This is a genomic window from Bartonella taylorii 8TBB, assembly GCF_902825155.1.
GTDB classification, from domain to species: domain Bacteria; phylum Pseudomonadota; class Alphaproteobacteria; order Rhizobiales; family Rhizobiaceae; genus Bartonella; species Bartonella taylorii_A.
In genome coordinates this window covers 25536-41514 of the sequence record NZ_CADEAG010000010.1, presented here as the reverse complement: position 1 = coordinate 41514, position 15979 = coordinate 25536, and the positions used below count along the sequence as shown (strand labels likewise).

11 protein-coding genes are annotated in these 15979 nt (G+C 38.1%); 8 read left to right on the top strand and 3 right to left on the bottom strand.

Features of this window, described 5'->3' with window-relative positions; genetic code table 11:
* Positions 1-85: 85 nt before the first annotated feature.
* The 7 genes from J7R13_RS07635 to J7R13_RS07610 all read left to right on the top strand — a co-directional run bounded on the left by J7R13_RS07635 (position 86) and on the right by J7R13_RS07610 (position 11430).
* Positions 86-2899 (top strand): autotransporter outer membrane beta-barrel domain-containing protein, encoded by a 2814-nt coding sequence (locus J7R13_RS07635; RefSeq protein WP_208438158.1) that lies wholly within the window; start codon positions 86-88, stop codon positions 2897-2899.
* Between the two features lie 249 nt (positions 2900-3148).
* Positions 3149-3331, top strand: coding sequence for a hypothetical protein (locus tag J7R13_RS07630; protein ID WP_208438157.1), 183 nt, complete (start codon positions 3149-3151; stop codon positions 3329-3331).
* A gap of 148 nt (positions 3332-3479) precedes the next feature.
* Positions 3480-3749 (top strand): hypothetical protein, encoded by a 270-nt coding sequence (locus J7R13_RS07625; RefSeq protein ID WP_208438156.1) that lies wholly within the window; start codon positions 3480-3482, stop codon positions 3747-3749.
* Positions 3710-4630: a hypothetical protein gene (locus J7R13_RS09705; RefSeq protein WP_246786320.1), complete on the top strand. Its 921-nt coding sequence runs from the start codon at positions 3710-3712 to the stop codon at positions 4628-4630. Before J7R13_RS07625 ends, J7R13_RS09705 begins: the two co-directional genes overlap by 40 nt.
* Positions 4631-4734: 104 nt before the next feature.
* On the top strand, positions 4735-5202 hold the full coding sequence (locus J7R13_RS09700; RefSeq protein WP_246786318.1) for an autotransporter outer membrane beta-barrel domain-containing protein: 468 nt from the start codon (positions 4735-4737) through the stop codon (positions 5200-5202).
* A 231-nt stretch (positions 5203-5433) separates the two neighbouring features.
* Positions 5434-8010, top strand: coding sequence for an autotransporter outer membrane beta-barrel domain-containing protein (locus tag J7R13_RS07615; RefSeq protein WP_208438155.1), 2577 nt, complete (start codon positions 5434-5436; stop codon positions 8008-8010).
* A gap of 165 nt (positions 8011-8175) precedes the next feature.
* On the top strand, positions 8176-11430 hold the full coding sequence (locus J7R13_RS07610; protein WP_208438154.1) for an autotransporter outer membrane beta-barrel domain-containing protein: 3255 nt from the start codon (positions 8176-8178) through the stop codon (positions 11428-11430).
* Between the two features lie 706 nt (positions 11431-12136).
* Here the strand turns inward: J7R13_RS07610 and J7R13_RS07605 are convergent.
* Genes J7R13_RS07605 through J7R13_RS07595 form a run of 3 tightly spaced genes read right to left on the bottom strand, consistent with a single transcriptional unit; the run spans position 12137 to position 14903 of the window.
* Positions 12137-13108: a WD40 repeat domain-containing protein gene (locus J7R13_RS07605; protein WP_208438153.1), complete on the bottom strand. Its 972-nt coding sequence runs from the start codon at positions 13106-13108 to the stop codon at positions 12137-12139.
* Between the two features lie 10 nt (positions 13109-13118).
* Complete coding sequence (locus J7R13_RS07600) at positions 13119-14147, bottom strand: CobW family GTP-binding protein (RefSeq protein ID WP_208438152.1); 1029 nt, start codon at positions 14145-14147, stop codon at positions 13119-13121.
* 12 nt (positions 14148-14159) lie between these two features.
* Positions 14160-14903, bottom strand: coding sequence for a creatininase family protein (locus J7R13_RS07595; protein WP_208438151.1), 744 nt, complete (start codon positions 14901-14903; stop codon positions 14160-14162).
* Positions 14904-15610: 707 nt separating this feature from the next.
* On the opposite strand from J7R13_RS07595, the gene J7R13_RS07590 reads away from it, so the two are divergent.
* On the top strand, positions 15611-15958 hold the full coding sequence (locus J7R13_RS07590) for a hypothetical protein (protein ID WP_208438150.1): 348 nt from the start codon (positions 15611-15613) through the stop codon (positions 15956-15958).
* Positions 15959-15979: the final 21 nt, after the last annotated feature.

Sequence of the window (15979 nt, the reverse complement as noted above, 5' to 3'; positions counted from 1 at the left end):
AAAATGTATTAAACGTGTTGCTCGTCTTCAAGGTATTTTGAGAGAATGCGTTTTTTAATGAGCGGGGGAAGATTATGGCGAAACTATGAACAAGATATTTAAAAATCATCTCTCATTATGTGTTTTTACAACAGTTGTTCTTTTTTTTGTGCCCAATGTAGATGCTCAAGTACAAGCTTCTGCTGTTAATGATAAGGCGCAAAATGGTGAGAATAATTTTTCATGTAATGGAAATGGCTCATTTTATCGGTGCAATGATGGTAAAAGTCATGACATTTCTAACAAAACTTATCAAAAAACTGATGAAAATAATGCTGAAGAGGGTGCTATAGAAGCATCTGGGGAGGGCACGAGAATTTTAGGAAAGTCCATAACTATTAAGGGGGCTTCGAATAGTGGTAGTTTGGATAAAGGCTCTTGGAAGTATGGTGTAGTGGCCAGTAATAAGGGAAAGGTTTTGATAAAAACGGGAGAGATTAACTCTACAAATGGTGTCGGAGCTCAAGCAAATAATTATGGAACGGTTTCTATAGAAGACGGAGCGATTAACTTTACAAATGGTGTCGGAGTTCAAGCAAATAATCGCGGAATGGTTTATATAAGAAACGGAGCGATTAACTTTACAAATGGTGTTGGAGTTCAAGCAAAAAATTTAGGAATTGTCTCGTTATATCAGGTTTTTCTTACCCAAAAGGGTGATCAGGCAACGAATGTAAATAACAATAGTGAAAATTGGGCTTTCCAGATATCCGGATATGAGGATTATATCAGTCTTGAAAAAAATAGCGTTAAGGTTTCTGATGCCCATGGCGTTTCACTTTCTGGAATTGCTGGCCGTATTAGTGTATCCGATTCCACTGTTTTAGTGGAGGGTAATAGATCTTATGGCATCCAACTTTTTGATAAGCAAGAGCGCCAATATAGTCAGTTTGATATCCCAGAAAAGAATTATAATAAAAGTAATGCTTATAATTACTTTGGATCGGAGAGGTTCTTTGGAGACTTGCCGAAAGGAGACGTATTAAAGCGCGGGGATATTTCTTTAAATGATACCAGCTTTATGGTTCCAAATAGTGTGGCTATTTATAGCAAAAAATCTGGTGGTCTTTTTAGAGTACATGGGAAGTCTACACTTTCTGGAGATTTATTGCTGAAGGTTGAGGATGGTTCTTTTGTGAAAGTTTCAGTTGATAGGGCTTCTACACTTGTAGGGGGGGTGCGTATTGACGAGAGTTCTGATGCTGAATTTCAGTTGAAGAGAGGATCAAAATGGACTTTAACGCGACCGAAAAATAAAAATTTGCAAGATTCTGACTCTATAGGTGATTCATCGATTTCATTTATACATCTTATTGGTAGTTCTATTGTTTTTGAAAAACCAAACTCTAGCGAGATTGGTAGTTATCAAACACTCCGCATTGGAAAAGGATCAGATACTGTTTATACGGCGGAACGTGATTCGCATATTTATCTAAATACGTATTTGAATGAGGGGGGAGCTATAGAAAATCAACGGACCGATCGTGTTTTAATTCATGGTAATGTTTCCGGTCAAACAACAGTACATGTGCATGCTATTTCAGGAAGTCCAGGGGGAGCTACGGGGAGTGGTGGGAATGATCAAGGAATTTCGATTATTCAAGTTTCTGGAGAAGCAAAGGCATATTCTTTTAGGCTGAATGGTGGTTATGTTACGCTGAACAATTCGCCTTATCAGTATAGACTCCGTGCTTATGGTCAAGGTTCTGATTTAGGAGAGGCGAATTCTTCTCAAAGATTAGTTGGAGGTGATGGAAAATTTTGGGACTTTCGGCTAGAGAGTCAGTTTGTGAAATCTGCTGATTCTCGACCTACAACTCTTCTCTCTTCTTCTGGGGTTAAGTTAGTTTCTTCTTCTGAGATTGAATCCGTTTCTCATTCTGGACGAGCCGTAAGATCTGTTGTTCCGCAAGTTCCGACTTATCTACTCTTGCCCAATAGCATATTCCATGCCGGTTTGATGGATATCAGTAATCAGAACAAGCAATTGGAAATATTACGAACTACATCCAGTGGGATGCTAGAAGTTCACGAAAACCCTGCTTTATATTTGCGTGGTTATGGTGGACGTTACAGTTATGCTTCAGATTTGTCTGCGCGTGAGTATGGTTATGGAGGCAATCTTAACTATAATGGTGTAGAGGCAGGTATTTTGTCAAAAACAATTGAAAATGCTGCTAGCGTCATCTCCTTAGGTGTCATGGGATCTTATGGAAAGCTTTTTCTAAAACCTTTGAAGGTTAAAAAAAGCCAAGAGAGTGTCTTTGATAAATGGACTGGTACAGCATATGGCAGTATGCAGCATGATAGCGGCTTCTACGTAGATGGTCTTTTCTCCTATGGTTTTTTAAAAGGTGATGTTCTTACATCTGCACGAGGCAAGACAGCGACATTGAAGGGCAACCCTTTAAGCGTTTCGTTGACTGGGGGTCAGACATTTGCCACGGGATATGAAGGTTTTGTCTTTGATCCGCAGGTCCAGGTTGTTTATCAACATCTCCAGTTTAGTAAGGCCCGTGATGTTGACAATTTTGACATTGAGATGGGCAAACTTGAACAGTGGGTAGCACGTGTTGGTGGACGTTTGGTCAAGATTCCTAGAGAATTTGAAGGAATGAATTCTCTGGCGTTTTATGGCAAGCTTTATTTTTCTCATGGCTTTGGAGAAAGACAATCTGTGCGTTTCAAAGACACTTTCCAGTTAGGAGGGTTTGGTTCTTCCCTAGAGGTTGGATTAGGCTTTAATGCGCGGTTGTCCGGAAACTTTTTGCTTCAGGCTGATATGATTTATCAACATAAGCTAACGAAGGCTGGTTTTTCTGGGGCTAGTTTTTCGGGGGGAGTTCGCTACAGTTTCTAGTATAACTGTGCTTTTGGGGGGGGCAGCATTTGATGGGGGGGAAACAGTTCTGCTTGGGTGAGAGGATGTCCATTTGACAAGGACAATTTTTATGGTTCCAGAAAGTACAGCTGTTTATAGTCGCTAATTTGAGAGTTCTATTAAGCTCTCAAAAGGCTCAACAGTTCTTGGAGATTTATTGCTGAGGGCTGAGGAAAATTCTACTGTAAAGATTACAGCTGATGCTTCTATTCTTGTAGGGGATTTCATGTGGATAAAAATTCTACTGCTACGCTACAATTAAAAAATAATTCAAAATGGACTTTATCGCGACCAAAATATGAAAAATTGCAAGATCCTGCTTCTTCTGCTTCTCAATTAGGTGATTATTCATCTATTTCATCGCTAGATCTTGCTGATAGCTCTCTTTTTTTAAAAATTAAAAACGGGTGATACTTACAAAACACTTCTCGTTGGAAAAGGATCAAGCAAGGTTTATCATGCGCAAGGCAATGCGCATCTTTATCTCAATACATATTTGGATAAAGGGGGGCTCTTCACGAGCAAAAAACAGATAGGCTTTTGGTTCATGGTGATGTTGATGGGACAAACGATAGCACATGTGCAAGATGCTCTGAGGAGTCGAGGGGACTATACGAGGGAGCACGAAAATAGCAAGGGGATTTCTATTATTCAAGTTTATGGAACAGCGGATAAAGATTCTTTTCAGTTGAATGGTTGTTATGTTATGCTGCGAGGTTCACCTTATCAATATTGTCTTCGTGCTTATGGTCTAAGTTCTTCTTTAGGAGAGCGGATTCATCTCAAGGAGTGCTTAAGGGTGAAGAAGCATTTTGGGATTTCCGCTTAGAGAGTGAAGTGATTCAGCCCACTTCTTCTGATTATAAGGATTTGCTTTATATTCTTGATTTTTCTACTGCACACCGTTTTCATGTTATTCCATCCGTTGCAGATTCTGTCACTGAAACTGAGGTCCTAAATAGTATTCTACTTTCAGTTACATCTGATGCTCCTAAGGTTACTAAATCCGGTGTACCTATTGTCATTAAATCTGATGATCTAAGTATCCTTCCATTTTCCGCTACACCTTGGTCTCGTGTTATTTCATCTGTTGGAACTGCTAACGCTGAATCGAAGATTCTAAGTCGTTCTTCTGATGCTCGTCCGAATTCTGCCGCATCTAATCCTATGGTTATTGAATCCGTTACACCTATTGCCACTGAGATTGATGCTTCAGAGAAACATTCTCCTGCGCTTGATGGTGTTGTTGCTGCATCTGTTGCGGTTGCACCCAAGGGTGATGCTACTCTATCCAATCTAGACTATGTTTCTCTTATCTCTAAGGTTTTTCTTGCTTCTGAGCTTTCTCCTCATTTTAAACAAAATGTAAGGGCTGTCATCTCACAGATACCAACTTATATCTTTTTACCAAATACTTTATTCCATACGGGATGGATGGATATTAGTAATCAAAATAAGCAGTTGGAAGCACTGCGGACTGTTTTTCATCAGTCGTTAAAAATCGATAAAAATCCTGCCTTTTTTCTACGTGGTCAGAGCGGAAGTTATCGTTATGATTCAAATTTATCAGCGCTTGAATATGGTTATGGAGGTGAGCTTGATTATAACGCCATGGAGGTTGGCGCTTTGCTGAAAAATATCGAGAGCGTATACAGTACTACTTTTTTGGGGTTATGGGGACATATGGTAAATTATCCTTACAACCTTTAGATGTTGAACAAAGCCAAAAAAGTATATTTGATAAATGGTCCGTTACGGCACAAGTGTGCAGCATGATACAGGTTTTTATATAGATAGTCTCTTAATCTTATGGTTTGTTTAGTGGAAATGTTTTTACCCTTGCACGGAGTAAGACGGGGGAAAATTCTCTAAGCGGTTCTTTAGCCACTGGTAAAGCATTTAGGATAGGGTATGAAAGTTTTGTTTTGGATCGGCAGATACAATTTGTTTATCAACATCTTCGGTTTCGTAAGACACATGGTGTTGATGGTTTTGATATTGATATGCGAAAACCAGATTACTGGATGATGCGTGTTGGTGGACGCTTAACCAAGACACTTGCAGTGATTGAAAAAGCACGTGTTCTTTCTTTCTATAGTCAATTTCATTTTATTCGCAATTTTGATAATGAACAATTTGTATATTTTGGAGATACTTTTCTATTAGGTGATTTTGGTTCTTCTCTAGAAACTGGATTTGGTGTTTATGCACACCTCTCTTCAAAAATTACATTTCATAGTAATCTGATCTACAGCATAAATTTACCAAGGCTGTTTCTCTGAAACGCATTTTTCTAGTGGATTAAGCTATCATTTTTAATTGCATTTCTCCCTTTATATTTTTCTGTGAAAGAGACAAGACGAAGTGTGATTTTATTGTGTTTTTTTTTTGATTTTTACTTTACATATGACACAAAACAATTTAAATTAATAATCCATAATGTATATATTTACAGAGTGTCTTTTTAGTTTCCTATAAAATTTGTGTTTATAAAAGAAAGTTTGTGGTGAATTATGGCTAGAATTACAAAGTGCCACATATATCTGTGTACTCTTACAGCATCTGTTTTTTTCTTTTCACCTCATGTAACTGCTTATGCGCAGGGTGAGCGTTCGTGTAATTCCCTTTTTAAATCGTATCCATGTAGTGCTCTTGGGAAACTTAAAGATCATGACGAGTCTCATACAGATCATGCTGGTATAAATTCTATTAATACTCTTATTACGAAACAGTCTAGTACTGTTGTCATTGAGCAGAAAAAGGAAGTAAATTCAGATACTGGTGAGATTTTACAGTTGAAAAAATCCGGTGCGATTACATCGGAAATGTTTACACCCCAAGATGTAGCAACCGTTTTGGATGCTGTTTCTGTTACTGGAAATGGTAAGAAAGCAGATACTCAAGATGATAGCATAACGCACGCAGTTTTTGGTGTGAAGCAAGGTGCTTTTCTTATTGTTAAGAGTAGTAAGATTGATGTCAGCAATGTCTATGGCTTGGTAGGTGAAAGTGCGCCGGCAGTTTTTTCTCGCAATGGGTCTTCAATAGATTTTCAGAAATTGCAGAATATGTCTGGAATTGTTTTTGAAAATTCAAATATCACGATTGGAGGGCATGGAGCTTTTGGTCTCTATTTTCAAGGAAACTCCTTAGAGGATGAATATAAGGCGGGAGAACTGCTTGTTAAGTTAGGGGAGATTCAATTTAAGGATAGCGTTTTAAAAGTTCCGGATGGTACGGCTATTTATAGTGATGATGCTAGAAGATTTCCTTATATCACTATATCGGATGGGTCACGTGTTGTTGCTAATCGGTTATTAGAGGTTAAAAATAATTCGTATGTGGGAATTGATGTTGATGCTTCTTTTCTCGTGGGGGGTACGCACGTTGATAGTGGTTCTTATGCTGGTATTGAGTTGTCTCATAATTCGCGATGGGTTTTGAAACCAGAAAGAAAAGGTGACCGAAAGAAGCCGGATTCTTGGGATTCATCTATTTCTTGGATTAGGCTTTCTGATAGTTCGATTGTTTTTGAGAGACCAAAAAATGGCGAGTGTCAAACACTTCACATCGGAAAATTAGGTGAGGACCTTTTAGATTACGTTTATGCTGCGAAAGGAAAGGCACAGCTATACGTAAATGCATATTTAAGTCATGATATGTCAAAGGCAAGGAGCAAAACTGATAAAATTTTTATCTATGGTAATGTTTATGGTACAACTGGGGTGTATGTGCGAGGTATTTTGGCGTATCCAAATGGGAGAGAGAAAAGTAGTAAAAATGATCAAAGTATTTCGATTGTTCAAGTTTACGGAGATGCGGCAGAAGATTCCTTTAAACTCTTAGGGGGGTATGCAGTAGTGAAAGGGTTGCCTTATATATACCGTCTTCGTGCTTATGCGCCAGGGAAGTCGAAAGATGAGCATAGATTGATTAAAGGTACAGGAGGCTTTTGGGATTTTCGTCTTGAAGGTGAGTATATCAATCGGGGTTCTCAGCAGTCTCCTTCTAATCTAAAAAAGACGGTTTCTCGTCGCCGTAAACCTCGTTCCGTTGATTCAAGCGTTGCTCAGAATTTTTCTGCAGATCATGATTTTGTTGTACGTGATCCTGAGGTGATGGTTAGTGCGGTTGTACCACAAATTCCGACATATCTTCTTTTGTCCAATGCTTTGTTTCGTGCTGGCTTGATGGATATTAGCAATCAAAACAAGCAGCTGGAAGAACTGCGCATTGCTAGCGGAGATTTTTCGAAAAATAGTAAAAATCCTGCTTTTTTTATTCGGGGTTATGGTGGAAATTATAAATATGTTTCAGATTTGTCTGCCCTTGAATATGGCTATGGGGGTAATTTTGATTATAGTGCTGTAGGGGTAGGTCTTTTTTTAAAAGCAATTGAGAGTGCAAATTATACCAAAAACTTTGGAATTATGGGGGCTTATGGGGGAATTTCTCTACAGCCTCACAATGTTATAGACAGTAAAAAAAGCACATTCAATAAATGGTCAATTGTAGCATATGGTAGTTTGCAGCATGATACCGGTTTTTATCTAGATGCTTTATTTTCTTATGGCTTGTTTAAGGGTGATGTCTTTACCCTTGCAAGGGGAAAGACGGCGACATTAAAAGGAAATTCTCTGAGCGCTTCATTGACTTCTGGTAAAGCGTTTATGACAGGGTATGAAGGTCTTATTTTTGATCCACGAGTTCAGCTTATTTATCAGAATCTACAGTTTGCTAGAACATCTGATACCGATGGTTTTGATATTGAGATAGGAAAACATGGCCAATGGATGGTGCGTTTTGGAGGGCGTTTAACCAAGACTTTTGCTGCATCAAAAACTAGGCAGGTTGTTTCTTTTAGTGGGAAGCTTCATCTTGCTCGTGGTTTTGGAGAAAAGCGATTTGTGCATTTTGGAGATAAATTCCAGTTGGGTGCTTTTGGTTCTTCTTTAGACGCTGGGTTAGAGTTTAATGCACAATTATCACCAAAATTTGCATTTTATGGAGATGTAACCTATCAGCATCAGCTTAGCAAAGCTGGTTTCTCAGGAACCAGTTTTTCTGGCGGTTTTCGCTACCGTTTTTAGATAAACATAAATTATAAGGTAAGTTTTATAAAAGTATAGAACGTTGTGTGAAGTATAAATAAGATGTTTAAGTTTTATAATTCTCATTATTAGAGTGCTTAAATTAGTGTTATTGCAGATGTTATCTGCTTTTATATAAGGGTGGATAGGGATTGCAATAGAGTTATGGTTAATATATTTAAAAGTTATAAGTTTTTATTTTCTCTTACAACAGCTGCTGTTTCTTTTTTTTCAATCGTGGTTGTTAGTGCGAATTCTAACTCTTCTAGAGTTTCGTGTGATTCAAAGGCTCAATTTTATACATGTAGTGATGGTAAAGAGCACGAACTGAAAGATAAAACCTATCAGCTTCCCATTACCTCTGAAGATCAATCGGTTTCTGCTATATCTGTAGGAAAGCAAGGCACAATTGTTAATGCATCTCAGATAACTGTTATGGGTGATAATTCAGATACGATATCTGTATATGGTGTTTCTGTAGAAGATGGTGGTATGCTTTTTTTGGACAATTCAAATTTTAAAAATGCACCAAGTCTTCAAGCTAAAAATGGCATTATTAGGATGAAAGGAGGGAAGATTGAAGGAACTTCGCGCGCTATTTATGCAGAAGGGAGAGGCGCGAATGTTGTGTTAAATAATGTAAATATTGGTCCAGGAGATTCAAGACAGGAGAATATAAGTATTTTTAGCAATAATGATGCGAAGGTCACAATGGTAGGGGGTAGGGTCAATTTTGAGGGAGGGGGCTCATTTGAATCACAGCTCGGGGGAGAAATTTTTCTTAGTGTCATGACAGTTAATGGGAAAGGAAAAAAGCACAGTATGCATACGGCTGGTGGCACAGGTGTGGATACGTTATCAGCAGCTTTTAAGATATTTCAAGGTGGTGAAGTGACTTTGGGGTATAGTACTATTCAACTTACCGATATGCATGGTTTTTTGATTACAAACTTTTCAGGTTATGCAGATGATAATGACAAGTTGATTGAAAATTATAATTCATCAGATAAGTTTAAAAAGACCAGTATTACGATTAAAAACTCTGATGTTTCTGTGCAGGGAGAGGGGGCGTATGGTTTGTATTTTAATACATTAGAACCAGAAGTATGGGCTAATTTGTTGAAGCTAGATGATAAAAAACGTTCAGAAACAAAAAGAATCGTTCTGGGAACTGCATCAGCTTATTTGTCAAATACAACTTTTAGGGTTCCTGATGGTATCGCTATTTATAGTACTGGTCCTGATGGCTATGGAGCTGAAGCTACTCTTGAATTATCGGAAAGAACCAGAATCTCTGGTGATTTGTTATTAAAAGCTCAATCCGATTCTTTTATAACCGTAAAAGCTAGTGACTCTACGCTTGCAGGGGATATTCGTGTTGAAGATACATCTACTGTTGATTTGGAGTTAACACGTGGCTCGACATGGTATCTTACCCAAAGTAAATATTATCTCATCCAAAGTAGAGACGAAGATTCACAGGAAGATATTTCTATAGATACATCTGTCTCATCTATAAGTCTCTCAGACAGTACTATTGTTTTCGATAAATATATATCCAAAGGTTATCAAACGCTGCGCATTGGAAAAAAAACGGTTATAGATGATATAGATGATATAAGTGAAATAGGCAGGCTGATAGCATTATACAGACTAGTGTATAAGGATGCATATAGTGCACGGGGTAATTCTCGGATTAAGCTCGGTGTATTTTTGAATGACGATGGTTCATTTGATACGCAAAAAGTTGATCGTATTTTGATTTATGGTAATATCTCGGGGGAGACTACGCTTCTCCAAGTGGAAGGTTTTTTCAAAAAATCAGAAAAGGAAGTGCGTAATAAAGGAAGCAGAAGTGTTTCAGTTGTTCAAGTTTCTGGGGATGCGCGTGAAGATTCTTTTCAACTAATGGGCAATTATATTGCAATAAACGGCTTGCCTTATCAATATCGTCTTCGTGGCTATGGACCAGGTTCTTCTTTTGGAAAAGCAGATCCTAGGAATAGATTAGTTGCAGGCAATGGAGATTTTTGGGATTTTCGCCTTGAAGGTATCTATGTTAATCCTAAACAAGATTCTTCTAAGACTTTACCTATTCCACCTTTATCTTCTGCGCCCTCTACTCCGGTAGATCCTTCATCTACAGATTCTGTGCCCACTCCATTACCTACACCTGTTTCACCAACACCTACTCCGTTAGTGCCCTCTGATCCAAGTGACTCTATACCTGCAGATCCGTCTTCCAATCCATCTGTGCCTATTCCACCGACACTTATTCCGTCAGTGACATCTGATCCGAGTGAACCTGCACCTCAGGATCCAGCACCCACTCCTCCGTCTCCTTTTGTTTCACCTACGCCTTCTGCGTCTGATCCAAGTGATCCTATACCTACAGATCCTTCTCCTACTCCGCCTGTTCCTATTAGGCCTGATATTCAGCCAGAACTGGGAATTAGAGCTGTGGTTCCGCAATTGCCAACTTATCTCCTTTTACCAAATGCTTTATTCCATGCTGGTTTGTTGGATCTTACTACTCAAAATAAGAAATTGGAGGCAATGCGAAGTGTTTCTCAAAGCTCTTTGAAAAGCGATGAGAACTCAGCATTTTTTATTCGTGGTTATGGTGGAAGTCACCATTATGCTTCAAATCTTTCTGCTTTTGAATATGGCTATGGAGCCGAACTTGATTATACTGCGCTGGAAGCAGGTGTTTTGCTGAAAGAAATTGAGAGTTTATACAGTCGTACATTCTTTGGGGTTACGGGAACTTATGGAAACCTTTCTCTACATCCTCTAAAAGTTGAACAAAGTAAAAAGAGTCCATTTGATAAATGGTCTGTTTCTGCTTATGGAAGTCTGCACCATGATACGGGTTTTTATATGGATGGGCTGTTATCTTACGGTCTGTTTAGAGGTGATGTTTTCACTCTTGCACGAGGTAAGGCAGCAACATTAAAGGGTAAGCAGCTTAGTACTTCTTTGATAAGTGGTAAAACATTTACAATAGGGCATAATGGTGTTGTTTTTGATCCGCAGCTTCAGCTTGTTTATCAACATCTTCAGTTTAATCGCGTGCGTGATGTTGATGATCTTGATGTTGATATGGGAAAGTTTGATCAATGGACGGCGCGTTTTGGTGGGCGTTTGACTAAGATGTTTGCGGGCTCTGAAAAGGGACGTGTTATTTCTTTCTATAGTAAGCTTTATCTTATGCATAGTTTTGGAGAGAGACAGTTTGTCTCTTTTAAAAAAGATTTTCAGTTAGGTGATTTTGGTTCTTCTTTAGAAGCAGGACTTGGTTTCAGTGCCAAATTATCTGCGAAATTTGTACTTCATGGAGATATAAATTATCAGCATAGACTGACAAAAGCAGGGTTTTCAGGAATAAGCTTTTCTGCTGGTTTGCGGCACCTTTTTTGACAAGGCAGATGTATCTTTCATTGGTGAAAAAGGTCATAATATGGGTTTTCTTTGATTTGTAATTGAAAATTAGCTGTTTTTTTGAGCAATACTGGTATTTTAAGTAAGGGGGAAGGGAATTTTAAGTAAAGTTATGCTGAAGATGTTTTAAAAGATATACTTTACTGTGTTTCTATAGTTATGTTTTTTCTTTTTTGCAAATTGTAGATGTCAAGGCACTGCGTGTCGCAATCATCATTTTCAAATAACAGTGTTGGAAAAGAGAACGTTTATAACCAGAAATTTTGAGAAATAAGTGCTGGCGTTGTGATTGGAATAATGTTTGATGTTTTTTCAAAGATTTTTTTGAAAAGCTCTTTTACGCGTTTTTTTACTGGCTTATTTTCAAGCATTATGAAATTTTTCTTCCACTTTTTTGAGCTGATCTTAAACAAAAGAGTGTTAAGGGGTTATGCTTTTTATGAAAGACTGTAGCATGATACGGGTTTTATAGGAACGGGTTATTCGCTTATGGTTTGTTTAGGGTGGGATCCTTCTATTCTTGGCTGGATAAGATAGCAACGTTCAAGGGTAAATAGCTCAGACATTTTCTTATTTGATGTGTTTAGTTTTTCTTTAGAGAGAAAGAGAGTTTTGGTGCTCAATTATTTCTGGAGAATTGTACAGCTATTTTTATCTGCGATGATAGCTATTGTTGGTGCTTTTCTTAAAGAATGATGTTGATAATACCGCATTCACCGCTTTCGCTTCCAAAGGCGAGGTTGTGACCCGTTTGATCCCAGTTTAGAGCTGAGATGGCGCTTGTTCCACAACCTTTTAGAAGGACTTCTTTTCCATCGTGAAAATATGCACACAAAATCATTCCATCATTGAAGCCTATTGCTACAATTTCTTTATTTGGATGACATGCGACGGTGTTGACAAGCGCATTTGCTCGTGTGCCGAGTTCCAATGGTGCTTTCCCCATGGGACCATCTTTCGCATGAAAGGGCCAAACAATGGCTGCTGATGCGCCTGATGTTGCTAGCCATTTTCCTTTTGCACTCCAAGACCATTTTTTGACTTTGCTCGGATAGCCACTCATGCGTAAATGTTGATTATCAATGAGACGCCAGCCATGGAGAGAGTTTTCTTGCATAGTAGAAATGACATAGCGGTTGTCTGGTGAGAAAGTGACACCAAAATGTGCTCCTTTCCATACCAGTGTAGTTGGTGTTGTTTGTGTTGATAACCAATGAAGGGTCACACCATTGTAATGGGCAACAGCAAGTCGTAAACCTTTTGGAGCGAAAGCAAGCCCTTCTACACACCGTTCATGGAGGAGTTCTTGTAGTCCGTTACCAACATTTGCCAATGTTCGACGTGAGGAGGAAAAGGCAAAAACTTTCTGTGGTCCAAAAGCAACGTTGTTTATCCATTTGCTTTCTTGTTTGCTTAGCAATTCTGTACGACCATCTGCTGTTGTTTGACAGACCTTTCCATCTTCTCCACCTGTGATGATAGCTGTGTTATCATGTGCAAAATGGCTTGAAATTATTCCTTGGTGAACTTTAATGGTTTTTGGGGGGGATTCTAAAAAAACAATTAAACCTTCTACGGAGACGAAGGTTGGTTTGTTTTCAATAAAGCCGCAAGAAAGGCAATAACTTTGGAGATCATAATGGGTAATGCTTGGCATTGTCACTCACTTATGCACAATTTTCAAAACCAGTTTTAAGTTTTTTGGGATCAAGGTTGCGACCAATAAAAACAAGTCGACTTTCACGTTTTTCATCTTTACGCCATGGACGTTGATGCTGTCCTTCAAGAAGCATATGTATGCCTTGAATGACATAACGATCATCGTCTCCTTGAAAGGCAATAATACCCTTTAAACGCAAAATATCAGGGCCTTGTTGCTGAGTTACTTGTTGGATCCAAGGGAAAAATTTTTCTGGCTGAAGAGCACCTGTTTTTAAACTTATGGAAGTTATCGTAATATCATGAATGGTGGAAGTATGGTGGTGTTCATGATGATGATTGCAATCGGGACCACACACATGATTTGAATGTTGGTGGTCGAGAAAATGGGGATCGTTGTCTAGTGTGCGTTGTAGGTCAAATGCACCACGGTCTAAGAGTTCGTTAAGAGGGATATTGGCGCGTTCTGTTGTATAAAGTGTGGCTCGAGGGTTAATTGCAAGAATAAGCGATTGTGCGTGTGCACGTTCTTCTGCACTAACAAGATCAATTTTATTTAACAAAATGATATCAGAGAAGGCAATTTGATCTTCAGCTTCACGGCTTTTTTTAAGCTGGAGTGGAAAATGTTTTGCATCAACGACTGCGATGACACTGTCGAGAGCAGTTTTTTCATGAACAGTATCATCCATAAAGAAAGTTTGCGCAACAGGAATGGGATCAGCAAGTCCTGTTGTTTCTAAAATAATGGCATCAAATCGATGAGAGCGTTGCATCAGACTTTCCAAAATACGAATAAGATCGCCACGCACGGTACAGCAAATACAACCATTATTCATTTCGTAAATTTCTTCGTCTGATTCAACAATAAGGTCATTGTCGATGCCAATTTCACCAAATTCATTGACAATGACGGCATAACGTTTGCCATGGTTTTCGCTGAGAATGCGATTGAGAAGAGTGGTTTTTCCTGAGCCAAGATAGCCTGTAAGAACCGTAACGGGGATTTTGTTGAGCGTTTTTTGTTTTTTTTCCATGGTTTACGCCTTTTATTGTAATGCGTTTATTTTAAACAGGTTGATATCATCAAGTAAATCACGAAGTCCGCAAAGAACATGAGAAAAAATTGCTTCACCTGCTTGCGGTGTTGCTTCACTTGCATTGCCTACTGCTCCTTGTGTGTTCAGATCCCGCATTGTCCACCCAAAGGCATGAGGACCATAGGCGCGTAAATAGCGATAATTGGCAATCATATCAGATTGCTTATTATGGAAATTTTCTGCTTTTTCCATATGTACTTTTTCTGGTGCTAAATAAAGCATTAAGGAGGTTTCAATAAATCCTCCATGGATATCAAGATGGTGTTGAGATGGTTTCATCAAGCCTTCTGGTAAGCCAAAACGAGTCCAACTTGTCGCTACTGCGAGCATTGAAAAACGTCTTCGTAGTTCGGTGATGACAATGCTCATTAAAGGTGAATTTCCTCCGTGCGCGTTAAGAAGGAGAATGCGTTTAATCCCTTTATGATAGCAGCTTTCACCTATGTTTATCCAGCGTTCTATGGCTTCGGAAAAAGTGAGGGTTTGTGTACCAGTAACGTCCATATGTTCCACCGAATAGCCAATTTTTTCCACCGGTAAGAGCGCTATATGAAATTGCTCTTGTGTTTGTAAAGTGAGTGCTTTTGCAAAAGCTTCAGCAATAATCCAATCGGTTTCAAAAGGAAGATGATTTCCGTGATATTCGTGCGCGCCCAAGGGCAAAAGAGCGAGGAAAGGTGTATCGGATATCATAAACTTATTTGTCAAAAAGAAAAGTTAATCAATATGAAATTGTAAAGTCATTTTTCCCGATTTTAAGCTATATAGGAAAAACGCAAACAAGAGCATTTTGCATCAAATATGTGTACAACACAAGTGAGGAATTTGTTAAAAACGGTGAAGATCTCATTGAGAAAAATGACCTCAATTTTTGATATAATATGAGATTATAAATATTCAAAGAGTAGGTATATTTTGTGAGGTTTTCTGATGAATGCTGCTGTTTTTAAAAGTACATATTGAGAGATATTAAATACTCTATATCACATCATGAAAATAAATCTTCTCACTTGTCTCTTAAAAACTCAAACTCAGATGAATCTAGGAATATCCATTTTTCTGCATAGATGAGTAAGAGAATTTATTTTTATTCTGTAGTATTTTTATAATATAAACTTGATTTATATGCTTAAGTTCTTTTCAATATAGGTCTTTCATGGTGTTCTGATTTTTTTCAAAATAACTTGTTTTGTTTGCATTATTACTTCAGAAATGCAGTTCTTTGTTAGATTTCTTTATAGTTTATAGTTTCTTTTCTTTTTTAATTATGTTTTTGTATCTTTACATGAAATACATAATGTATTATATAACATATCGTATTGTATTATATATGTTAAAATACATATAGCTTTGAATATTTTTTTACTTTTTCAGTAAAGAAAAGAGGAGCAAAGAAAGCTATGTTTAAGTTATTTAAAAATCGTCTGTATTTGTGTGTTTTTACAGCGTTTATTCTTTGTTTTACACAAAACATAGAGGGGAATGCGAGCATTATTGAAGTTCAACTTCGAGAGGAGATTCTTGTTATTGCACCAGTGAGGGATACAGTTTCTAAGGCTGTAGATATGGCCGTGTTCCAAAATACTAGGGAACAAGGCGGGTTAGCTTTTGGGAAAGTTGAGAGGGTATCTTACTTCGACATGTTTTGGGGTAGTGTTAGCGTTGTTTCACTATTAGCTTCTTTCGCTGTAGCCGATATACTTGGCGTTGTGGTATCTATTGTGGCGTTATTGTTTGATATTGCGTAGTTTCATCAATTTATTATTTTT

What these genes read in the sequence shown, in the direction of transcription:
- J7R13_RS07635 (WP_208438158.1), top strand. Translation starts at nt 86, where the DNA reads ATGAACAAGATATTTAAAAATCATCTCTCATTATGTGTTTTTACAACA.
- J7R13_RS07625 (WP_208438156.1), top strand. Translation starts at nt 3,480, where the DNA reads ATGGGACAAACGATAGCACATGTGCAAGATGCTCTGAGGAGTCGAGGG.
- J7R13_RS07615 (WP_208438155.1), top strand. Translation starts at nt 5,434, where the DNA reads ATGGCTAGAATTACAAAGTGCCACATATATCTGTGTACTCTTACAGCA.
- J7R13_RS07610 (WP_208438154.1), top strand. Translation starts at nt 8,176, where the DNA reads ATGGTTAATATATTTAAAAGTTATAAGTTTTTATTTTCTCTTACAACA.
- J7R13_RS07605 (WP_208438153.1), bottom strand. Translation starts at nt 13,108, where the DNA reads ATGCCAAGCATTACCCATTATGATCTCCAAAGTTATTGCCTTTCTTGC.
- J7R13_RS07600 (WP_208438152.1), bottom strand. Translation starts at nt 14,147, where the DNA reads ATGGAAAAAAAACAAAAAACGCTCAACAAAATCCCCGTTACGGTTCTT.
- J7R13_RS07595 (WP_208438151.1), bottom strand. Translation starts at nt 14,903, where the DNA reads ATGATATCCGATACACCTTTCCTCGCTCTTTTGCCCTTGGGCGCGCAC.
- J7R13_RS07590 (WP_208438150.1), top strand. Translation starts at nt 15,611, where the DNA reads ATGTTTAAGTTATTTAAAAATCGTCTGTATTTGTGTGTTTTTACAGCG.